The sequence below is a fragment of the Nocardia cyriacigeorgica GUH-2 genome (assembly GCF_000284035.1).
GTDB classification, from domain to species: domain Bacteria; phylum Actinomycetota; class Actinomycetes; order Mycobacteriales; family Mycobacteriaceae; genus Nocardia; species Nocardia cyriacigeorgica_B.
This window is the reverse complement of record NC_016887.1, coordinates 3,493,269-3,515,504: the sequence shown is the minus strand read 5'-3', so window position 1 is coordinate 3,515,504 and position 22,236 is coordinate 3,493,269. Positions and strand designations below refer to the sequence as shown.

At 69.6% G+C, this 22,236-nt stretch carries 17 protein-coding genes; 14 read left to right on the top strand and 3 right to left on the bottom strand.

Annotated features, from left to right (window positions below):
* The first annotated feature begins 16 nt into the window (after positions 1–16).
* The 6 genes from NOCYR_RS15735 (at position 17) to NOCYR_RS15710 (ending at position 4,895) form a co-directional block, all read left to right on the top strand.
* Positions 17–1,552: an AIM24 family protein gene (locus NOCYR_RS15735; protein WP_048834199.1), complete on the top strand. Its 1,536-nt coding sequence runs from the start codon at positions 17–19 to the stop codon at positions 1,550–1,552.
* Positions 1,553–1,641: 89 nt separating this feature from the next.
* Complete coding sequence (locus tag NOCYR_RS15730; protein ID WP_148280661.1) at positions 1,642–2,463, top strand: alpha/beta fold hydrolase; 822 nt, start codon at positions 1,642–1,644, stop codon at positions 2,461–2,463.
* A 113-nt stretch (positions 2,464–2,576) separates the two neighbouring features.
* Positions 2,577–2,927 (top strand): hypothetical protein, encoded by a 351-nt coding sequence (locus NOCYR_RS15725; RefSeq protein WP_014351376.1) that lies wholly within the window; start codon positions 2,577–2,579, stop codon positions 2,925–2,927.
* 136 nt (positions 2,928–3,063) lie between these two features.
* Positions 3,064–3,645, top strand: a complete 582-nt coding sequence (locus NOCYR_RS15720; RefSeq protein ID WP_014351375.1) for a PadR family transcriptional regulator — start codon at positions 3,064–3,066, stop codon at positions 3,643–3,645.
* The gene (locus NOCYR_RS15715) at positions 3,645–4,370 is read left to right on the top strand and encodes a hypothetical protein (protein WP_014351374.1); all 726 of its coding nucleotides are present in this window, start codon (positions 3,645–3,647) and stop codon (positions 4,368–4,370) included. The genes NOCYR_RS15720 and NOCYR_RS15715 overlap by 1 nt, the downstream gene beginning before the upstream one ends.
* A 39-nt stretch (positions 4,371–4,409) precedes the next feature.
* Positions 4,410–4,895, top strand: coding sequence for a DUF1992 domain-containing protein (locus tag NOCYR_RS15710; protein ID WP_014351373.1), 486 nt, complete (start codon positions 4,410–4,412; stop codon positions 4,893–4,895).
* A 221-nt stretch (positions 4,896–5,116) separates the two neighbouring features.
* On the opposite strand, the gene NOCYR_RS15705 is transcribed toward NOCYR_RS15710, so the two are convergent.
* Positions 5,117–5,716 carry a DUF2867 domain-containing protein gene (locus NOCYR_RS15705; protein WP_014351372.1) on the bottom strand — a complete coding sequence of 200 codons (600 nt, stop codon included), beginning with the start codon at positions 5,714–5,716 and terminating at the stop codon, positions 5,117–5,119.
* A 154-nt stretch (positions 5,717–5,870) separates the two neighbouring features.
* On the opposite strand from NOCYR_RS15705, the gene NOCYR_RS15700 reads away from it, so the two are divergent.
* A complete protein-coding gene (locus NOCYR_RS15700) occupies positions 5,871–6,455 on the top strand; it encodes a TetR/AcrR family transcriptional regulator (RefSeq protein WP_014351371.1) in 585 nt (194 codons plus the stop codon).
* 27 nt (positions 6,456–6,482) lie between these two features.
* A complete protein-coding gene (locus tag NOCYR_RS15695) occupies positions 6,483–7,355 on the top strand; it encodes a hypothetical protein (RefSeq protein WP_014351370.1) in 873 nt (290 codons plus the stop codon).
* Positions 7,356–7,374: 19 nt separating this feature from the next.
* Here NOCYR_RS15695 and NOCYR_RS30810 read toward each other — a convergent pair whose 3' ends face one another.
* Entirely contained in the window at positions 7,375–7,893 is a 519-nt protein-coding gene (locus tag NOCYR_RS30810) for a DUF4254 domain-containing protein (protein WP_014351369.1), read from the bottom strand.
* Positions 7,894–8,470: 577 nt separating this feature from the next.
* Here NOCYR_RS30810 and NOCYR_RS15685 point away from each other — a divergent pair.
* The 6 genes from NOCYR_RS15685 to NOCYR_RS15660 all read left to right on the top strand — a co-directional run bounded on the left by NOCYR_RS15685 (position 8,471) and on the right by NOCYR_RS15660 (position 21,039).
* Positions 8,471–10,288: a hypothetical protein gene (locus tag NOCYR_RS15685; RefSeq protein ID WP_416382419.1), complete on the top strand. Its 1,818-nt coding sequence runs from the start codon at positions 8,471–8,473 to the stop codon at positions 10,286–10,288.
* A gap of 393 nt (positions 10,289–10,681) precedes the next feature.
* Positions 10,682–11,311 (top strand): GNAT family N-acetyltransferase, encoded by a 630-nt coding sequence (locus tag NOCYR_RS15680; protein ID WP_231855937.1) that lies wholly within the window; start codon positions 10,682–10,684, stop codon positions 11,309–11,311.
* Positions 11,312–11,419: 108 nt separating this feature from the next.
* A complete protein-coding gene (locus NOCYR_RS15675) occupies positions 11,420–17,815 on the top strand; it encodes a type I polyketide synthase (protein WP_014351365.1) in 6,396 nt (2,131 codons plus the stop codon).
* Positions 17,812–19,233 (top strand): aminotransferase class I/II-fold pyridoxal phosphate-dependent enzyme, encoded by a 1,422-nt coding sequence (locus NOCYR_RS15670; protein WP_014351364.1) that lies wholly within the window; start codon positions 17,812–17,814, stop codon positions 19,231–19,233. Before NOCYR_RS15675 ends, NOCYR_RS15670 begins: the two co-directional genes overlap by 4 nt.
* Complete coding sequence (locus NOCYR_RS15665) at positions 19,230–20,300, top strand: carboxymuconolactone decarboxylase family protein (RefSeq protein ID WP_014351363.1); 1,071 nt, start codon at positions 19,230–19,232, stop codon at positions 20,298–20,300. The genes NOCYR_RS15670 and NOCYR_RS15665 overlap by 4 nt, the downstream gene beginning before the upstream one ends.
* Before the next feature lie 55 nt (positions 20,301–20,355).
* The gene (locus tag NOCYR_RS15660; protein WP_014351362.1) at positions 20,356–21,039 is read left to right on the top strand and encodes a TetR/AcrR family transcriptional regulator; all 684 of its coding nucleotides are present in this window, start codon (positions 20,356–20,358) and stop codon (positions 21,037–21,039) included.
* 2 nt (positions 21,040–21,041) lie between these two features.
* On the opposite strand, the gene NOCYR_RS15655 is transcribed toward NOCYR_RS15660, so the two are convergent.
* Positions 21,042–21,905, bottom strand: coding sequence for an LLM class F420-dependent oxidoreductase (locus NOCYR_RS15655; RefSeq protein ID WP_048834198.1), 864 nt, complete (start codon positions 21,903–21,905; stop codon positions 21,042–21,044).
* Between the last annotated feature and the right edge of the window lie 331 nt (positions 21,906–22,236).

Sequence of the window (22,236 nt, the reverse complement as noted above, 5' to 3'; positions counted from 1 at the left end):
GGCGCCGGCGGATCGGATGACGGTGACCGTGACCTGCTCCACCCCGGTCGACGTCTCGGCGCTGCTGCTGGGCACCGACGGCAAGGTCCGCGCCGACGGCGACTTCGTCTTCTTCAACCAGCCCGTCGGCCCCGGGGTCGTCTACCGGCACGGCCGCGGCGCCGGCGATATGGTCGATGTGCAGACCAGCGCGCTGCCCGCTGACGTCGACCGGGTCGTGGTCACCGCCAGCCTCGACGGATCCGGCCCGGCCACCTTCGCCGCCGCCGGATCGCTGACCGCGAGCATCGCCTCCGACGCGGGCACGCTCACCTTCCCGGTCTCCGGGCTGACCACCGAATCGGCCGTGGTGTGCGTCGAGATCTATCGCCGCGGCGGCGGCTGGAAGGTCCGCGCGGTCGGCCAGGGCTACGACAACGGCCTGGCCGGTATCGCGACCGCGTTCGGCGTCAACGTCGACGACGAGCCCGCCCCGCCACCGGCCCCGGCCGCGCATTCGCGCACCGACCAGACGATCGTCGCGCCCTCGCGCACCGATCCGACCGTGGTCGCCCAGCCCGCCGCGAGCGGCTACCCGCCACCCGCCGCGCCGGTGTCCGGGCAGCAGCCGGCCCCGGCCGGCCCCGGCTACCCGCCGCCACCGGCCTACCCGCCGGCCGCCGCCTACTCGAGCGGCCAGACACCCAGCGGGCAGCCGTATCCGCCGGCGCCGGGCTATCCGCCCGCGTATCCCGCTGACCCGCAGCAGTATTCACCTCAGCAGCCGCCCGCCGCGGTGGCGTCCACATTCTCGTCCCAGCAAGGAGCGCTGCCGATGCACAGCGATCTGTTCGATCCGCGCCACGCCGAAGTTTCCGGAGTCGGCATCCAGAAACAGGGCGGCAAGATGATCAAGGTCACCGTGCAGGGTGAGGTCATGGCGCGGGCCGGGTCGATGGTGGCCTACCAGGGTGATCTGCAGTTCCAGGCGCTCGGCTCCGGCGGTATCGGCCGCGCCATCCAGCAGCGGCTCACCGGCGAGGGTGTGCCGTTGATGAAGGTGTCCGGGCGCGGTGATCTGTTCCTGGCCAACAGCGCCGCCGACGTGCACACCATCGACCTCGACGGCACCGATGGGCTCACCATCAATGGCGCCAATGTGTTGGCCTTCGATTCGACGCTGACCTACAACATCGGCCGGGTCCAGGGCGCGGCCGGTGTGGCCAGCAACGCGGGGCTGTTCAACTGCGTATTCACCGGACGCGGCCGCATCGCCATCACCAGTCACGGCGCACCGGTGGTGCTCAACGTCGACCAGCCCACCTACGCCGACCCGCAGGCCGCGGTCGCGTGGTCGTCGAGTTTGCAGACCGGCATCAAACGCAACGACTCGTTCGGCCTCGGCCGGCTCATGGGCCGCAGCACCGGCGAAGGCACCACGCTGGCGTTCTCCGGACGCGGCTTCGTCATCGTGCAGCCCTCGGAGCTGCCGCCGGGCGGGCTGCTCGGCGGTACCGGCGGCGGTCAGGAAGCCGGTCACAGCGGCGGCATGTTCGGCGGACTGCTCGGCTAGTCGCCGCGCCACCATGACCTCCGAGGTCATCGCCGTCGCGACCGGGCGCGATTAGCGTCGGGACCGATGACGATTCGACGATCGGAGCGATGATGGGCAAGCGCGACCAGCAGCTCGCGGTGACCGAGGGCGTGCTGCGCCACGGCATGCCGTACCTGGCATTCGGCAGCGGCAGGCCGCTGGTGTTCCTGCGCTGGCTGACCCCCGACCACGCCAACCCGACGGGGTGGATGCGGTCCTCGGAGCTGAAGAAGCTGTCCGGCCTGGCCCGCCGGCACCGGGTGTACGCGGTGAACCGGGCGCCGGGCACACCCGCCGGTGCCACCATGGCCGATATCGCCGCCGAGCATGCCGACGCGCTGCGAGCCGAATTCCAGGCTCCGGTCGATGTCGTCGGGGTGTCCTCCGGCGGTTCGCTCGGCTTGCAGCTGGCCGCCGACCACCCCGAGGTAGTGCGCAAGCTGGTCGTGGTGGCGGCGGCTTCCCGGCTGGATCCGGCGACCCGGATCGGCCAGCGTCGCTATGCCGAGGCCGTGCTCGCACGCGAACGCGGCTTGCACCATCTGGCGAAGGTCACCATCGCCAACCCGGTGGGGGCGCGGCTGGCCGGGACGCTCATGTGGCTGGTGGATCCGCTGGCACGGCCCAAGGTGCCCGAAGACACCTACCGTTTCCTGCTCGCCGAGGACGGGTTCGACGTCACCGATCGGCTCGGCGAGATCGCGGTACCCACCCTGGTGATCGGCGGTGACCGCGACCCGGCCTATGCCCCCGAATCGTTCCGCCGCACCGCGGATGGGATACCGGACGGGCGGCTGATCCTGTACCCGCGCACCGGGCATATGGGAGCAGTGGATCATCGGAACTTCACCGACGACGTCACCCGGTTCCTCGCGGACGCACCGTGCTGAGGCCGCCCGGATGACCGAAACCTGAGAGAACTCATAGCTTCGGCACAGGCTACGACCAGGCACGACCGGCATCCTGAAACGAGCGAACACTCTCGGTGATAGTGAGGTGCACAATGGTCGAGCTCGAGGTCACGGGTACGACGGTGACGGTTCATGTGCTCGGTGCGCACCGCCTACTGGCGCTGCGCGAGTCGATCCAGTTCGATCTGGCGTCGGTCACCGCTGTCGCTCCCGCCGAAATCGATCGCCGCCCGCCCTGGGTGCGCGCGCCCGGCACCTTCTTCCCCGGCGTGATCGCCGCAGGCACGTTCCGCGGCAAGGGCCGCAAGGAGTTCTGGGATACCGCCTTCGACGGGCGCGGTGTGCGCATCGACCTGTCCGGCGCGGACTTCACCCGGTTGGTCGTCGATGTCGCGGACCCCGACGAGGTGGTGCGGATGCTGGCGCGGGCGGCCGCCGCCTGAGCTCGGTCTACCGCAGTTCCCGGATGATCCCGAGGCGCCCGTCTCTCCGCTAGCCAAATTTGGCTAATGGGGAGGCGGGGCGTTACGCTGTGACCTACTAGCCAAATTTGGTTAGTTATTCCGGCGGAGGTGTGCGATGAAGCCTGTTCAGCTACTGGTTCTGGGAGCGCTGCGGAGACGGGGGCGGGCGCACGGCTATCAGATCCGCGCCGATCTCGAATCCTGGGGCGCGCACGAATGGTCCACGGCCACATCGGGGTCGGTGTATCACGCGCTCAAGAGCATGGCCGGCAAGCACCTGCTGACAGCCCACGAGAGCGCGGCCTCGCCGGCGGGTGGACCGCCACGGATCGAATACGAACTGACGTCCGAGGGGGAGCGTGAGTACTTCGCCCTGCTGCGCCGAGCCCTCGCCGACAGTCAGCCGAGCCTGGACGTCCTCGGTGCCGCCGTCGGGCTGATCGAGGATCTGCCGCGCGGGGAAGCGCTGGAGATCCTCGAAGGCCGGGCCCGCGCCATGCGCGAATGGCGCCGCAGCATCACCGAACACCTTCCACCCGACGCGGACCTGGACGATTGGGGGCCGGTCGGCGAGGTGATCGCCCTGTGGTTGTCCACCGCCGACGCCGGCTACGCCTGGACCCAGCGACTGATCCGCCGCCTGAACAACGGCGACTTCACCATGGCCGGCGAGGCCGCCGATCGGGAGGACCGCTGATGGCAGGGGAGATCACCGTGCCGCTGCTGCCGTGCCGATCCATCGACGAGATGGCCGAGTTCTACACCATGCTGGGCTTCACCCGGACCTACTACCAGACCCGCCCGAACCCGTACGTCTCGCTCGAACGCGAGGACTTCCGGCTCGACTTCTTCGGTATGCCCGACTTCGAGCCCGCAGACTCCTACGGGACCTGCCTGGTCATCGTGCCCGATACTCGCGAGCTGTTCGAGGCATTCGCCGCAGGTATGCGCGCGATGCACGGCAAACTCCTGGTCTCCGGGATTCCGCGGATGACCCGGCCGCGCAAGCGCAAGAACGCCGATAACCATTCCGGGTTCACCGTCATCGATCCCGGCGGCAACTGGATCCGCATCGTCGCCGCCGCACCCGAGGCCGAGCAGGGGACCGGCGGAAAACTGTCGGTGACCCTCGCACGCGCGGTCGTCATGGGCGATTCCCATGGCAAACACGTGCGGGCGGCGCAGATCCTGGATGCCGCGCTGGAACGGGACAAGGCGACCGCGTCGGCCGCCGAACTGGTCGAAGCCCTGGCCTACCGGGCCGAACTCGCGATCCGCGCCGACGACGCCGCGGCCGCCGTCGATGCATTCGAACGCGCCCGCGCGATCACCCTCACCGACACCGAGCGCGGTGCACTCACCGAAACCCTGGCCGCGCTCGCCGACGTGGAGCTCGCACTGCGTTCGGCCCGCCGGCCCTGATCGGCCGAGCCACCGGACCGGTTTCCGTACGATGGCGGTATGGCCGAGCGCAAGCCGCCCGATCTGACCTTCGAGTCCTGGATCGACAAACAGGTACGCGAAGCCGCCGAGCGCGGTGAGTTCGCGAATCTGGCGGGCGCGGGGAAGCCGATTCCCGGCGCAGGCACCAGCGTGGACGAGAACTGGTGGCTGCGTGACTATCTGCGCCGCGAGGGCGTGCGCGCGGATGGGATGCTGCCGGAATCGCTGGTGCTGCGCCGTGAGGTCGAGCAGATCCACGAGACCGCGCGGGAACTGGACTCCGAACGCGAGATCCGCGCGGCCGTCTCCGACCTCAACCAGCGCATCGTCCGCTGGATCCGCGTCCCCACCCCGCCGCATGTGCCGATCGCCCCGGTCGACGTCGACGAGGTGGTGGCCCGGTGGCGAGCCGATCGCACGCCTGCGCCGTCAGCACCGGCTCCCCGGACGGACGCACCGGCCTCGAAACCGGCGCGACGCCGGTGGTGGCAACGCCGCCGCTGATCCACCTCGGGGTATCCGGCCGGAAATCGCCGGTGGCCAGCGAGCCGTGCACGATCACCGACCTGGTGCTCGCCCCGATGATCTCGGCGCAGGATACGCCGAGCCGGGCGGCGGCCGCATGGGCGGCGGTGGTAGCGGACAGTGTCACCCGGCCATGGCTACCAGAGCACGGCACATCGGACCAGCGGATTCCGCCTCGAGCGCGGTGCGGCCGCGGGCGCTCACCCGGTCGCCGCGGCCCGGCCGCGCTCCCATCCGCGGGCGAACATCCGCATGAGCGCCGGGTAGACCAGGGTGTACCGGAACGGGAGAATTGCCGCCATGTAGGCGCGGCCCCAGAACCCGTTGGGCTTCACCAGCACTGCCATCTGCCCGCGATAGCCGCCCTCGTCGTCGGGCACCCAGCTGACGTGCATGAGCGCGTGCACGGTCCGGTTGGCGATCTCGCTCACCCATTCGTCGTCGGTCAGATAGACCGACTGGAAGGGCTCCGAGACGAGGGCGGGGCCGCGTGGTCCGTCGCGCAGATCGGCGGGGAGCCGGTCGCGCAGGCTCGGCACGCGGGTGCCGACGCCTGCGTCGTCGCGGTCCCAGCCGAGCAGGGCGCCGAGCTTCCACCGGATCGCGAACAGCACTCGATAGATGAACGGCGGTGGCTCGTCATCCGGGCTGTCGGGGGCGGCGATCATGGTGACGAGGCGATCGAAATCATTGGGGCCGCCGGGGGTGGGCAAGGCCCACACGTCCTCCAGGGTGAAATCCGGGGCCAACTCGTGAATCCGCCAGGAATGGGCGGTGTGTGCGCTGTGCGGGAGCCGCATCGTCGAGTCTCCATCCATAGGGCGGCACCGGACCGTGCGGTGGCCGGTGTCCGCAAATCAGTGGTGGGGCAGGATTTCTCAAATATACGGCGCCGTATATGTTGATCGTAGCGTTGCCGCCGGTGTTGTCAACGGCGTCGGCAATACTGAAGGTATGGTCGCCGTCACCCGCACCCCGAGGACCAGCTGGATCGAGCAGGGCCTGCGCGCCCTGGCCACCGGTGGGCCCGACGCGGTTCGAGTCGAGGCCCTGGCGCAGGCGCTCGGCGTCACCAAGGGCGGGTTCTACGGGCATTTCGCCGACCGCAATGCCCTGCTCGAGGAAATGCTCGACACCTGGGAGCACGAGGCCACCTTCGACGTCCGGGAGCGGGTGGAACGCGAGGGTGGGGACGCGCGGGTGAAGGCCCGGCGGGCGGGGGTGCTCACCTTCTCCGACGACCGGTTGCGCCCGATCGACCTGGCCGTGCGGGATTGGGCTCGCCGCGATGCGTCCGTGGCCGAACGCCTGCGCCGCGTCGACAACTATCGCATCGGCTACCTGCGCGAACTGCTGGGCACCTTCTGCTCCGATCCGGACGAGGTCGAGGCGCGCAGTCTGCTGGCGTTCAGCCTGGCGGTCGGCACCTACATGATCGCCGCCGAACACGAGGGCCGCACCCGCGAGCAGGTCCTCGACCGTGCCTCGGCATTCCTGTTGCGCACCGACCACGACACCGACGCGACCGGAGCTGAATAACCGTGGCTGCTGGTTAGGCTCGACGGCATGGGGCTCAGCGAGATCGCGGCCGAACTGTACGGGCTCGACCCCGGTGACTTCGTCGCCGCCCGCAAGGACCGTGCGGCGCAAGCCAAACGCGCGGGCGACAGCGAACTGGCCGCCGCGGTGGCCGATCTGCGCAAACCCACCGTCGCCGCCTGGACGGTGAACCTGCTGGCCCGCGAGGCCCCCGACGAGGTGGACGCCCTCCTGCGCCTCGGCGAGGCCTTACGCGAGGCCCAGCGCGAACTGTCCGGTGACGATCTGCGCGCGCTGACCAAGCAACGTCAGCAGGTGGTCAACGCGCTGGCCCGGCGGGCGGGCGAGCTGGCCGCCGAACACGACCGGTCCGTCGGCGAACCGGTCCTGCGTGAGGTCGCCACCACGCTCACCGCTGCCTTGGCCGACCCCGAGGTGGCCGACCAGGTCCGCGACGGCACCCTGGCCAAGGCGGCCAGCTACGAGGGATTCGGTGATGCCGCGCCCGCGCTCACCGCGGTCCCCGATGCGAAGACCGCTACCCGTGGCCGCACAACCAAGGGCCGGCAAGCCAAGGGCAGCACACGCGAAGCCGACCGTGCGGCCGCGCGCCGCAAGGCCGCGCAGGCCGAACTGGACGAGGCCCGCGAGGCCGCCGAAACCGCCCGCGCCGAACTCGACTCGGCCGACCGCGAGGCCGCCGACGCCGAGAAACGACTGCACGAGGCCGACGAACGCGTTGCCCGCCTGCGCGAGGAATTGACCGCCGCCGAGGAGCAGCACCGGTTCGCCCGCACCGCCGAACGCGGCGCCCGGGAGGCCGCGCGCGCTGCCGCCACCGAGGCGGAGCGCGCGCAGCGCCGGGTCGAGCGGGCCGAGCAGGCGCTCGCCGACCTGTGAGATCGATTGCCGCTGGAGCTCAGTCGCCCTCGATCCGGGCGGAATGGGTGGGTAGCCGGCGGATTCCGGCCGATACCTCCTGCACCAGACCGGTATAGCTCTCCACCAGCTGCGCCAGCCGGCGTTCGGCATCCTCCACGCTGGGACGTTGCGGTGAGCCCTTCGCCTTCAGGTGCCGGACGTGCATGTAGGCGGCCACGATCCGGTCGACGACGGTGCCGAGCGTTTCGGTGTGCAGCACGGTGCCCCGGCGGTGTTGCGGCACATGGTTTTCGGTCCACACGTCGATGGCGTGGATCAGCGAGTCCCGCGTGGAGGCGGCATCGGTGCCGGGTTCGGGGGCGGTGTAGGGGTGCAGGGTGGACAGATATCGCGCGCAGCGGGTGACCGGATGGCGGTCGGCCGAGGCGCCGCCGGTGTCGGTGTGGTCCAGGGCGTCGATGAGATCTTGTGCGGTGGGCAGACGCGCGGAGTCCAGTTCCGGTGCCCATGCGGTGGTGTCGTCGGTCGGTCCGGATATCGAGTGCTGTCGTCGCATCGCTCGTCCGCCTCCGCCTAGCGCCCTCCCGCGCTCGGGCCGGTTCGGCCGCTCGGTGTCGCAGCCGGTGCGCCGGGGCGTGCTATCGACCAGGGTGTCACGGTGGGAGCCTTTCGGTTCGCGGTGGCCGTGCGCGGCGCCGGTCGCCTCCGTCGGGCGAGGGACGGGTCCGCGCGGCCGATCACTGTCGGGTCATCTCGGGGGAGTGGGACCTCGGCCCGCCTCGAGATGCCGCCGCGCGGTCGGCTGGGGGCCGGGTGACGCGACTCTCCGAGGGCAGTGGTCCCGGTGCGCGACGAGGAGGGTGGCTGCCGGGCCATGGCCGGTTGCCGTGCGTCACCGTGGACGGTGGATGTGGATCGAGTTCTCGGAGAGTCTGTCCCACAGCAGGATTATCGTCGCCTCCGCCCGGTCTCGCTGGGCAATCAGCGAATTGCGATCGCACTATTGCATACCAGCCGAGCGGTGGCCTGCTCGGGGAATTCGTTGCCGGCGCCCCGCCGGATCGCTCGCCGCCGTGCGCTCGCCGCCGCCGGCGCTACCCTGGGGTGCCATGGATACCGCCCCGGCCGCCCTAATGGAGCCCGCCGAGCGGGCGGAGCCGACCGGGACGAACGGCTCGACCTGGCGGTTTCCGGCGGTTCGGTGGTCTCCGGTGCTGCTGGCGGCCGTGGCGCTGATCGTCGGGCAGCTGGTGTTGCGCGGGTGGGTGGCCGGGTCGGGGTACTTCTACTGGGATGACCTGATCCTGATCGGCCGGGCCGGCAGCCATGCGCTGTGGTCGCCGGACCTGTTGTTCTACGACCACGACGGCCATTTCATGCCGGCCGCCTTCGCCACCGCGTGGCTGGTTACCGCGATCGCTCCGCTGTCGTGGGCGGGGCCGGTGGTCACCATGCTCGTCCTCCAGGCGGCCGCGTCGGTCGCGGTGTTGCGGATGCTGGTGGTGCTGCTCGGCACCCGGCGAATAGTGCTGGTGCCCTTGGCCTTCTATCTGTTCTGCCCGGTGACGGTGCCCGCCTTCGCCTGGTGGGCGGCCGCACTCAACTCTTTGCCGTTGCAATGCGCACTGGCCTGGGTGATCGCCGACGCGGTGTTGCTCGTGCGCACCGGTCGGCGACGCTATGCGATCAGTGGCGTGGCGGCGCTGGCGGTGGGGTTGTTGTTCTTCGAGAAGGCAGTCATCGTGCCCGCGACCGCGTTCGCGGTGGCGGCTCTGTCGCGGTATGTGGTGGGGGAGCGGGGCGTGATCCGCGCTGTGGCGCGGCGTGGGGCACCGTTGTGGATCGGATCGGGTTTGGTGCTCGGCTGCTGGCTGGTGGCCTATCTCGCCGTCGTCGATATCGCCTACGCACGCAGCCAACCGAGCGAGATCCCGGGATTGCTGCACAGCGCCACCTCGCTCGGGGTGGTGCCGACGGTGGTCGGTGGACCGTGGAGCTGGGAACGGTGGGTGCCCGCGGCGCCGTGGGCGACACCGTCGCAGGTCCTGGTCGTGCTGTCGTGGCTCGCGCTGGCGGCGATCGTGGGGTGGTCGATCCGCTCGCGCCCGCGCGCGGCGGCGGTCTGGCTGACGGTGCTGGTGTATCTCGGTGTGGCGCTGATTCCGGTGGGGCTTGCGCGCGGCGGCCCCAACACCGTCGACGAGCTGATGCAATCGCTGCGCTATCTCGCCGATCTGGCCGTCGTCCTCACCGCGGGCGGCGCGTTGCTGGTGTCGGCCCGGCCGCGGGCCACCGAGCGGACGAGCCGGCCATCGGCGGCCGCCGTGCTCATGCTGACGGCCGCGTTCGTCATGAGCAGCGTGTGGTCCACCATCACCTTCGTGCGGTCCTGGTCCGAGGGCACCACCGAGCGCTACCTGACCACCGTCGCCGCCGAACTCGGCACGCTCGACGCGCCGCTGCTGGAGCAGGAGGTGCCGTGGACCGTGCTGAATCCGACCGCGTATCCGCAGAATCTGGCGAGCCGGGTGCTGGCGCCGGTTACCGGCCCGGACACCTTCGCCGACTCCACCCCGAGGCTGCGCATGATCACCGATACCGGCGACATCGTCGACGCGCAGGTCTGGTGGAACCGCAGCATCCGGCCCGGCCCGGTACCGGGCTGCGGCTATCGCGTGCAGGGTCCGGCGCCGGTGCGGCTCGACCTCGACGGCCCCATGCTGTCGCACAAATGGACGGTGCAACTGAACTATCTGGCCGGCCGCGACGGCACCGTCACCCTCGGCTTCGAACACGGTGATCGGGTGGCGGTTCCGGTCCAGAAGGGGCTGCACACCGTATTCGTCCGGGTCATCGGAAGCGGGGAGGCCCTGCGGATCGCCGCGACGACACCCGGTTTGGATCTGTGTGTCGCCTCGGGGCCGGTCGGGGTCGCGTCGTACGACAACTGAACTGTTCCCGGCGCTGAGCCACCAGGCAATGCCGCGACCACCGCGACGCGGGCGTCAGCCCCGTCAAGCCGAGTAATAGTGCCGATACGTTGATATGCGCATCACAGCATGTTTGGGTTAACGTTCAAAGGTTAACAAGATCGGCCGTTGCGAGCATGGAAGTGGGAGGGTATTCCCAAGTTTGGGAAGTATCGCCGGAATCGGGGAGAATCGAAAACGATTCGGGCCGCGAAGGTTTCGCCACCCTAGGCTATGCGATCTAACGAATCAACTCCCGGTGGAGCTGTTGTTCACCACAGCTGCCCGAGGGGTGAGGGGTGCGCGAATCGGGTAACGTACTGGCGAGTAGCGTCCGTCAGCGCCGATGGGCAGAGTGCGAAATATTAAGGGACAGTGTTGGATCAGTCCGCCGGGATCGTCCTTCGGCAGGCCACCGTCGGTGATATCGATGAGATCACCCGGGTCGTCGCCGATGCCTTCGAGCACGACGATCCGATCGAGGAGTTCGTCTTCCCCTCGGAGGCCGTGCGGCGGCACCGGGCGCCGCGGATGCTCAGGGTGATGGTGAAGTACCGGTTCATCCCCGCCGGTGGGGCGGAGATCGCGGTGCGTGACGGCGCGATCGTCGGAGCGATCCTCTGGTATCCGGCCGGGTATCGCACGAACCTGTGGCGGGAAGCGGTGTCGGGGCCGCAATTCCTGTGGGCCATGGGTGCGGCCACCCCGCGCGGGATGGCCATCGACACCGCGCTGGCGCGGGTCGCACCGCGTGAGCCGCACAATTTCGTCGTCTATCTGGGCTGTGATCCCGCCGCCCAGCGCATGGGCGTCGGCAAGGCGCTGATGGTGTCGCTGCGCGACCGCTCCGACCGGGACGGCGTGCCGCTGTACGGCATCTGTAAAGACGACAATGTCGGCTTCTACGAGGCGCTGGGCGGTCGCCGGATCGGCGAGACGACCATCGGCCGCGGCGGCCCGCGGATGAACGTCGTGATGCGACCGCCCGCGGAGGCGAAGGTCTGACCGACGCGCGCTTGCGCGGGTGAATGGTACGGCTGGCAAGGGGTTTCGCCGGCACACACAAATGGGGGGTTCTCCAGGGGTTTATTTCGATGTGGGTGAGGAGTCTTCGTGTCTGATATCGCGATTGTCGGAATCGGTTGCCGTTATGCGGGTGGCATCGATTCACCGGAATCGTTCTGGGAATTCCTGGTCGGCAAGGGCGACGGCGTGGTCGACATTCCGGCCGAACGCTGGGATTACCGCCGCTACTACGACCCGGACCGCCGCACCCCCGGCCGCATGTACACCAAGCGCGCCGCCTTCATGACCGGTGACCCCTGGCAGTTCGACCCGGATTTCTTCGGTATCTCCCCGCGCGAGGCCGCCGCCATGGATCCACAGCAGCGGCTCATCCTGGAAGTTGCCTGGGAGGCGCTCGACGATGCCGGCATCGCGGGCACGATCGCGGGCGCGCCGATCGGTGTCTACATCGGCGCCTTCACGATGGACCAGCTGGCGGTGTCGATGGCGGGGGAGGCGCTGCCGTTCGTCGACATGCACACCGCCGTCGGCGCGTCCTACACGATGCTGTCCAACCGCATCGCCTACGCCCTGAACATGGTGGGTCCGGCGGTCACGGTGGACACCGCGTGCTCGTCGTCGCTGATCGCGCTGCATCTGGCCTGCCAGGCCCTCGGCAGCGGCGACTGCGAGGTCGCGATGGCCGGTGGTGTCACCATGCTGTTGCAGCCGGAACCATTCGTATCCATGTGCAAGGGCGGCTTCCTCGCCGCCGACGGCCGCTCCAAGCCGTTCGACGCTGCCGCCGACGGCTACGGCCGCGGTGAAGGCTCGGGCATGGTGGTGCTGAAGAAGCTCGAGGCCGCCGAACGCGACGGCGACCGGATCTACGCCGTCATCAAGGCCACCGGCGCCAACCAGGACGGGCGCACCACTGCCATCACCGTGCCGAATGCCGATCTTCAGGAGGAGCTGGCCAAGAAGGTCACCCGCCGCGCCGGGATCGCCCCGCACGAGATCACCTACGTGGAGGCGCACGGCACCGGCACGCCGGTCGGCGATCCGCTCGAACTCCAGGCGATCGGGCGGGCCTACGGCAAGGTCGAGGGCCGCACCGCTCCGCTCGGTGTCGGCTCGGTGAAGGCGCAGCTCGGGCACACCGAGGCCGCCTCGGGCGTCGCCAGTGTGATCAAGTCGGCGCTGGCGATCTCCCATCGCACCATCGCGCCGCAGGGCTGGCTGGAACAGCCCAACCCCGATATCCCGTTCGACGATCTGAACGTGAAAATCCAGCTCGAGGCCGAACCGGTCGGCCCCGAGATCGAGCGAATGACGGTGGCGGTCAACGGTTTCGGCTACGGCGGCACCAACGCCCACGCGATCTTGCAGGAATACCGCCCGCCGGCCGCCGCCGAGCGCGAGCCCAAGCACTTCGGCGTGCTGCCCATCTCGGCGCGCAGTGAGCAGGCCGCCCGCGATCTGGCCAAGGGCTTCGCCGAGCGCATCGCCGACGGCGCCGACCCCGCCCACCTGGCCGAGGCGGCCTGGACTCGCCGCCAGCACCACGCCTTCCGCACCGCACTGACCTTCGGCGACGACACCGAACTGGTCCGCGCGCTGGTCGATTTCGCCTCCGGCGAGGGACGCGGCGCCACCAAGGTGATCCCGCGCAAAACCGACGAGCCGGTCTTCGTCTTCACCGGCATGGGTCCGCAGTGGTGGGCCATGGGCCGGGAACTGTTGCAGTCGCCGGGGCCCTTCGCCGACGAAGCGGCCCGGATCGACGCGGTGTTCCAGGAGATCGCGGGCTGGTCCATCGTCGAGGAACTGCTGCGCCCGGAAGAGGAATCGAAGGTCACCACCACCGCGGTGGCGCAGCCGGCCAACTTCCTGGTGCAGGTGTCGCTGTTCGCGCTGCTGGGCGAACTCGGCGTGCGCCCGGCGGCGGTCGTCGGCCACAGTGTCGGTGAGGTGTCGGCGGCCTACGTCACCGGGATGCTGTCGTTGCGTGACGCGCTGCTGGTGAGCTATCACCGGGCGCGGTTGCAGGCGACCACGGCCGGGACCGGTGGCATGCTGGCCGTCGGGCTGGCCCCGGCGGTGGCGGCCGAGCTGATCGCCGGTGACGACCTGGTCGATATCGCCGCGATCAACAGCCCGAACGCGGTCACCCTGGCCGGTGCGGTCGAGCGCCTGGACGAGATCGCCGGACAGCTCACCGAGCAGGGCACGTTCGCCAAGCGGCTGCATGTGGAGGTGCCCTACCACAGCTATCTGATGGAGCCGATTCTCGACGAGTTGCGCACCGTCTTGGCCGGGCTGGAGCTGTCGGATCCGGTGCTCGCGCTGTACTCGACGGTCACCGGTGAGCGGGTGACCAGCGGCGAGTGGGATGCGGAGTACTGGTGCCGCAATGTCCGTCAGCCGGTGCGTTTCGCCGATGCCATCACCGCACTGGTCGGCGCGGGCAGCCGGGTGTTCTTGGAGGTGGGCCCGCATCCGGTGCTCGGCGCCAATATCCGCGAGATCCTGATCGGCGCGGGCGAAACCGGCACCAGCATCGCCACACTGAGCCGCAAACAGCCCGATTCGGAGAGCATTCGCGGCACCATCGGCGGCCTCTACACCGCGGGTGTGCTCGATATCGATGCGCTGTTCGCGGACCACCCGGTGACCCCGCACATCGATCTGCCGCGCTACCCGTGGCAGCGCACCGTGCTGCACAACGAGCTGCCGGGCCTGACTCAGCGCAAGTACGGCACCCCGGGCGGCTACCCGATGCTCGGCGATCCGGACCTGATGGATCCGGCGACGTGGACGGTCGAGCTGAGCCTGGCCGCGTTGCCGTGGCTGGACGATCACGTGGTCGGCGGTGCCCGGATCCTGCCGGGCGCGGCCTACCTGGACGCCGCGTTGAGCGCCGCCGCCTTGCGGAGCGAGGCGGGCACGGTAGCCGTCGAAGAGGTGCGTTTCGTCTCGCCGCTGATCATCGCCGACGGTGCGGCCCCGGTCGTCGAATTCACGGTGGAGGAGTCGACGCAGCGCTTCACCATCCGTTCGCGCGGCGCCGCCGAAGCGACCTGGACCATCAACGCGCTGGGTCGCTTGGTCACCGGCACGTTCGAGCCGTCGAAGGTGGAACTGCCCGACGCCGCGGGCATGCTCGAGATCGACCCGGCCGCCTTCTACGCCGGACTCGCCGAACGCGGCCTGGCCTACGGGCCGGCCTTCCAGCGCGCCACCTCGGTGCGCATCGCCGACTCCACCGTGCTGGCCACCCTCGACGGCAGTATCGCCCGTGGTTCCGGCCATCTCGCGCACCCGTGTGTCGTGGACGCGGCCTTGCAGAGCGTGGCCGCCCTGCTGGCCGGTACCGCCAACTCCCAGGACGGGGCCATGGTCCCGGTCGGGGTCGACGGCGTGCGCGCCTTCGCCCCGATCCCCGACCAGGTGATCGTGGTGGCCCGCCTCGACACCGAGGGCGAGCCGACCGCCGATATCGACCTGCTCGACGCCGAGCACAACCTGGTGATGCGCATCGCGGGTATGCGTTTCGGATCGATCAACCCGGGACTCAGTGCGCTGCAACGGATGACGGACTTCTTCTACGAAGACCGCTGGGAGATGCGCGATCCGGTCGACCGCAGCGGCCTGCCCGCACCGGAGACCGCGTTCACCCTGGTGATCGAGCTCGGCTCGCAGGTCAGCGCCCGGGCCGAGCAGGTGGCGCGGACCGCACAGCGGTCGGAGATCGTCACCGTGGGTGATCCGGCGCGCGCGGACCTGGAGACCGCCATGCTCGACCGGGTGCGCGCCGCCGCGGCCGTCGACGGTGTCGAGCGCGTGCACGTGGTGATCGTGGCCGGCTCGGAGTACTCCGACATGGACAACCTGTGGACGCTGCGCAGGCTCGCGGTGATGCTCGAAGGCTTCCTCGAGGACTGGCTCGAAGAGCGCGCGGCCGAGGTGTCGATCATCGGTGACGGATCCATCCACCTCACCCTCGTCACCGCACACGCCTTCGCCCATCCGCAGGACGAGGTGCCGCCGAACCCGAGCCATGCCGCACTGGCCGGTGCCCGCCGGGTGTTGTTGAACGAGCAGCCGCGGCTGCGCTGGCGGCTGGTCGACGTCGACGCCGAGACCGGCGATGCGGAGCTGGCCGCCGAACTCGCCATCGGCGGTGCCTTCACCTACGACCACTCCGACGAGGTGTTCCTGCGCAACGGCCTGCGCTGGGTGACCGTGGTGGAGGCCTCGCTGCCGGGCCGGCTCGAAGCCATGGACGAAGCGGTGCCGCTGGAGGACCCGGAGGCCAACTTCACCCTGGAACTGCCGAAGTCGCGGGTGCTGTCGCGGCTGGGCTGGCGCCGGTGCGATCGCCGCGAGCCCGGACCGAACGAGGTCGAGATCCGCATCCGCGCGGTCGGTCTCAACTACAAGGACCCGCTCAAGGTGATCGGTGTGCTCACCGAACGCGAACTCGCCGGCACCTTCTTCGGCACCACGCCGGGCATGGAAGGCATCGGCACCGTCGTGCGGACCGGCTCACAGGTCGAGCATGTGGCCGTCGGCGATCAGGTCAGCCTCGGTTCCAAGGGCATGATCAGCCGCTTCCACACCACCGACGCCGATCTGGTGCGCAAACTGGCCCCGGACGTGGATCCCGCGCACTGCACCAACGCGACCGCCTTCGCCACCGCCGAGCATTCGCTGCTGGAGCTGGCGCGGGTGCAGCCGGGGGAGACGGTGCTGGTGCACGGCGCGGCCGGCGGTGTCGGTGCGGCCGCGGTGCAGATCGCCAAGGCGCACGGCGCCACGGTGATCGGCACGGCCAGCACCGATGAGCGGCGCGCCTATGTGCTGTCGCAGGGCGCCGATCACGTGCTGAACTCGCGATCGCTGAACTTCGTCGACGATGTGCTCGGCCTGACCGGCGGCCGCGGCGCCGATGTGATCATCTCCTCCGCGCCCGGGGAGATCCTGCGCCAGAACTTCAAGGCCATCGCCGAATTCGGCCGGATCGTGGAAGTGGGCAAGGCCGATATCTACACCGGCGGCATGCTCGATCTGCGCCACTTCGACAAGAACGTCTCCTACCACTCGATGGATCTGGACCGGATGCTGGCCTTGCGCCGCCACGCCACGGTCGAACTGGTGCAGCGCAGCTACACCACCATCGCGGCAGGCACCTACCAGCCGCTGCCGTACGAGTCGTACGGAACCGCCGAAGTGGCCAAGGCGTTCGAGGAGGTCGCGCGGTCGAGCAAGATCGGCCGGGTCGCGTTGAACCTGGAAGACGAAGCGCCGCTGGTGCGTCCGCAGATTCCCGAGGTCGTCATCGATGCGGCGGGCCAGTACCTGATCACCGGTGGTTTCGGTGCGTTCGGGCTGGCCATGGGCCGGTGGCTGGTGGGTAAGGGCGCCACCCGGCTGACGCTGCTCGGCCGTAGCGGTGCCACCACCGAGGCGGCCCGGCAGCAGGTGGCGATCTGGGAGGACAAGGGTGTCGAGGTGAGCGTCGAACGCGTCGACGTCACCGATGCCGAAGCCATGGCTGCCGTCATCGCCCGGGCGCACACCGCCGAGCACCCGTTGCGCGGGGTCTTCCACACCGCGGGTGTGGTCGACGACAAGCGCATCTCGGTGATGGATCGCGACAGCCTCGCCTCGGTGTACCGCCCCAAGGTCGACGGTGTGCGCGCGCTGCTGCACGGGCTCACCACCGCCGGTGCGGAACTGGACCTGTTCATCCTGTTCTCCTCCGGCAGCGCGATCTTCGGCGGGGTGGGCCAATACGCCTACACCGCCGCGAATCTCACCTTGCAAGCGGTGGCCGACGTGGTGGTGCGCAAGGGCGGCAAGGCGCTGGCCGTCGGGTGGGGTCACATGTCCGGTGGCGGTATGGCCGCCGCGGATGAGAACCTGGCCCGCTACCTGCGCAATACCGGCTTCGACTCCATCGATATGGACGAGGGCACCGAGTATCTGGAAGAGGCACTGAAGCTGGGCCTGCACCACTACGGTGCGATCTTCCCGATCGACTGGGGCAAGGTCGACGCCACCGCGCCGTTCTTCGGCATGACCGGTCGGGTCGAGGCGCAGATCGCCGCGGCGGCCAAGGACGATTCGGCCGCCGCGCAACTGGCGGCGGCGCTACGCGAGCTCGACGAGGGCAAACGCAACGACGTGGTCGCGCATATGCTCGCCGAGCAGCTCGCCTCGGTGATGGGGGTGTCGGCCGAGTCGATCGACCTGACCGTCCCGGTGCCCGAACTCGGCCTCGACTCGCTGATGGCCGTGGAATTCGGTGCGCTGATCACCAAATCCCTCGGTGTGGACATGGCCTCGCTCCAGATGGGCCGCACATTCACCCTGGAGCAGGCGGGCGCCAAGGTGGCCGCGTATCTGGTGGAAGGCAACGGCACGTCGTCGGCCGCGCTCGCGGCACCGGCCACCACGGCACAGCAGGCGGCCGAGCAGACCGCGGAGGTGAACGCATGACCGAGTCGGCACGCGATCTGGCGCGAAAGCTGTTGTCCGGCACCGGAACCGCAACGATCGGGCCCGCGGCGTCGACCACCCGGCCGGGGCCTGCCACGGCTGCGGTCCGGCCCGCGGCCAACCCCACCGCCGCGCCCCGCAAACGCCGCGGACCCGGCCGCCAGTTCGCCGACCATCCCGAGGTGGCGGCCATGGTGGCGCGCCGGACGGCGATCGCCGGACTCTACGAGCAGACCGGCATGCCCAACCCGCTGTTCCTGCCGCGCACCGGCGCCAACGACGCCACCATGCGGGTGGGCGAGCGGGAGCTGCTGAACTTCAGCGCCTACAACTACCTCGGCCTGGCCAACCATCCGCGGGTGGTGGCCGGTGCCAAGGCCGCGCTGGACCGCTACGGCGCCTCGGCCTCGGCCAGCCGCATCCTGGCCGGTGAGATCGCCCTCTACGGCGAACTCGAACGCCGGCTCGCGGACTGGTACGGCGTCGGCGACGCCATGATCACCACCAGCGGGTATCTCACCAACGCCGGTGTGCTCGGCTTCCTGATGGGCGACGGCGACGTCGCGGTGTGCGACGCGCTGATCCACGGCAGCGTCATCTCTGGCACCCAGTGGGCAGGATGTCGCCGGATCACCTTCCGGCACAACGACCCCGAGGCGCTGCGCTCGGTGCTGCGGATGTCGCGGTCGGGCTTCGACCGGGCGCTGGTGGTGGTGGAAGGCCACTACAGCATGGACGGCACCGTCGGCCGGGTGAACGAGATGGCCGCCATCGCCCGCGAATACGACTGTGCGGTCATGGTGGACGAGGCACATTCGCTCGGCGTGTTCGGTGCGCGCGGTCGCGGTATCCGCGAGCACTATTCGATGGCGGGCGAGGATGTCGACATCTGGATGGGCACGCTGTCCAAGGCGCTGGGCAGCGTCGGCGGTTTCATCGCCGGCGACGCCGACCTGATCGGGGCGATGAAAGCGGCCGCGCCGGGTGTCGCGATGCTCACCGGCGGCCCGGCGCCGTCGGCGGTGGGCGCCGCACTGGCCGCCCTCGATGTGCTCGACGACGAGCCCGAGCGGTTGACCAGGTTGTGGTCGAACGCCAAGCGGTTCGCCGCCTTGCTCACCGAGCGCGGCATCGACGTCGGCGAATCCCAGGGCACGCCGATCTGCCCGGTGATCGTGCCCGGGGAGATCCGGTCCGGGTTCGTGGCCTCCTCGCTGCTGCAACGGGGTGTGTACGCGGGCAATATCTCCGCGCCCGCGGTCCCGGCGGGGCAGGAGCGGCTGCGCTTCTTCGTCACCTCCGAGCACACCGACGAACAGCTCACCAGCACCGCGGATCTGCTGGCCGAGGCGATCGCCGCGGCCGCGCACGTACCCGATCCCACCGCACCCGACAGCGAGAGGACGGCCACCCGATGACCGAGCAGATCGAACTGGGCTGGTCGCGGCCGGGCACCCCGCGGTTGCGCAATCCGTTGCCGTGGCGGTTCAGTCCGCCCAATGCCGAGATCGTGGTGCCCGTGCTGCACCATCCGACCATCCTCGGCCCGTGGACCATGCTGGTGAACAACATTCACCTGCTGGCCATCGCACATCCGATCCTGCCCGTGGCCGACTGGGAACTGATCGCGTTGCGCGGCAGCTGGAACTGCGGCGGCCGGTTCGAATGGGAGAACCACGTGCTCACCGCCAAGGTGCTGCGCAAGGATGCGGACTATCTGGTGGCGATCAAGGAGGGGCCGTCGGCGTCGCTGTGGAACGACCGGCAGGCCGCGATCCTCACCGCGGTCGACGAACTGCACGAGGACCAGCTCGTCACCGAGGCCACCAAGCAGCGGCTGCTGCGGTATCTGTCGCCGCGCCAGTACCGCGAGCTGTATTCGGTCGGCGCGATGTACGAGGTGCTGGCCATGGTGAACAACTTCTGCCCGCCGGGGGAGCTGTTCGATTTCGAGCCGCGCGCCGCTCGCCGCGCGCCGGCCCGTCCGCGGCGTCCGCGCAAGGACCGGCCGCTGGCGCCGTCCCCGGCCGAGATCACCACCGAGCCGCCGTCGCGTCCGCACATCTGGGTGCCGCACGATCCGGCGATCACGGCGGAGTTCGCGCTGAATCATCCGTGGTCGGCCGCGATCGTGCGCCGCATCGACGCGATGGCGGCACGGCGGATGAAACTCGCGGCCGCCGAGCGGGAGCTGGCGATCCTGCGCATGCTGTGGCGGGTCGGGCCGGCCGGCGAATGGTCCATGCGGTCGGCCGCCTATCCGGAGGTGGCGGCCGTCGTCGCGGCGGGCCCGGAGGCACCCGCGGCGAGCCCGGCGCAGGCCGCGCTGATGCGCGCGGTCGACGAACTCGATACCGAGTACTTCATCAGCGACGCCACCTGGGCCGAACTGCGTAACCACTTCTCGGTGAAACAACTGCTCGAGCTCGTGCCGCTGGTGGGCAACTATCGGGTGTACGCGGCGATCATGAACAACCGCGGCTGAGGTGCCGCCCGGTCCGGAATTCCGCTTCGGCCGGGCCGGGCGGTATAAATGCTGCATGGGAGAGCCGCTGACCGATACCGATGGCGCCGACGCGCCGTCGATGGCGAATACCTCCCTGCTGCGTGAGCTGCCCACCACCCAGCGCGGCCTGCGCACCCGGGCGGCGCTGGTCGCGGCCGCGCGGGAGGTGTTCGAACGCCGTGGTTACCTCGACACCCGGCTGATCGACATCACCCAGACCGCCAACTGCTCCTCCGGCACCTTCTACACCTATTTCGCGAGCAAAGAAGAGATCTTCGCGGCGGTGCTCGAGGTGGCCCAGAAAGACATGATGCATCCGGGCATGCCCCATGTCCCGGAGGACGACGACCCCGCCGCCATCGTCGAGGCCAGCAACCGTGCCTACTTCGAGGCCTATCAGCGCAATGCCAAGCTGATGGCGCTGCTGGAACAGGTCGCGGGCATCGATTCCGAATTCGCCGAACTGCGTCAGCGCCGCGCCGACGCGTTCATCCAGCGCAATGCCCGCAGCATCGCCGATCTCCAGCGACGCGGGCTCGCCGACCCCGGCCTCGACCCGTTGCTCGCCTCCCGCGCGCTGTCGGGCATGGTCAGCAGGCTCGCGTTCGGGCACTTCGTCACCATGGCCGGCGACGACGCCGCGGTGTCGATGGACGAGCTCACCTTCACCGCGACGCGCCTGTGGGTCAACGCGCTGCGCATCCCCGTCAAGTCGTAATCTCAGCTCCCGGCCGGGGCGACGATGCGAGAGAGCTTGTCCGACAGGCGTTCCAGGTAGGCCACCACGTCCGCCTCCGGCTTGTCGGGCAGCCCGTAGAGCACATCGGTCACGCCGCCTTCGGCCCATTCGGCCAGCCGCTCGGCATCGGGCTTGATATCGAGGGCCACCACCCGCGGGTTACCGGGACGGCCGGCGTCGGTCCAGATCTTGCGCAGCAACGCCAGTCGTTCGGAGATATCGGTTTCGCCGGGTGTGGTGATCCAGCCGTCGGCCGAAGCGGCGATCCAGCGGAAGGTCTTTTCCGTGCCCGCCGCGCCGATGAGCACCGGCACCGAACCGCGCACCGGTTTCGGCCAGGCCCAGCTCGCCCCGAAATCGACGAAATCACCGTGGTATTCGGCCTCCTCCTGCGACCACAGCGCCCGCATGGCCTCGAGGTATTCGCGTAGCACGGTGCGCCGCTTGTTCGGCGGGACGTGATGATCGGCGAGTTCATCGGTGTTCCAGCCGAATCCGGCGCCGAGCACCACCCGCCCGCCGGACAGGTGATCGAGCGAGGCGATGGTCTTGGCGAGGGTGATCGGATCGTGCTCGACCGGTAGCGCGACCGCGGTGGACAGTTCGATCCGTTCGGTCACCGCCGCGGCCGTTGCCAGCGCCACCCAGGGGTCGAGGGTGCGCATATAGCGGTCGTCGGGCAGGGATTCGTCGCCGGTCTGCGGGTGCGCGGCCTCGCGCTTGACCGGGATGTGGGTGTGCTCGGGCACGTAGAAGGAGTGGAAGCCGGTGGCCTCGGCCGCCTTGGCCGCGGCGGCGGGGGTGATGCCGCGGTCGCTGGTGAACAACACGATGCCGAAACGCAAGGCGTCGCCGAGGGAACCAGAGCCGGTCATATGTGCACTCCTTCGGTCCGCCGGGTGCTGTCGGCCCCGGCGCGGGGTTCCGCCACCCGGCAGGCGCGGGGTCGAGCGTCCAGCGTTCCTGAGTGTCTGGACAGGTGTTCGGAATATTAGCCAATGGCATGGACTCCAGCAAGAACGTGTTTCAGTTTTGCCGTCGCTGGTGGCTGGTTGCGCGTGCGTCCGCCGGTGGATCTCGGCTGGTCGGGCAGCGTGCGGAATGGCTTCGTCGACCCGCTGGAACGACGGCGGCCGGGCCTGATGCCTCCGGCGAGCCGCGCTCCGGGAATCGCGG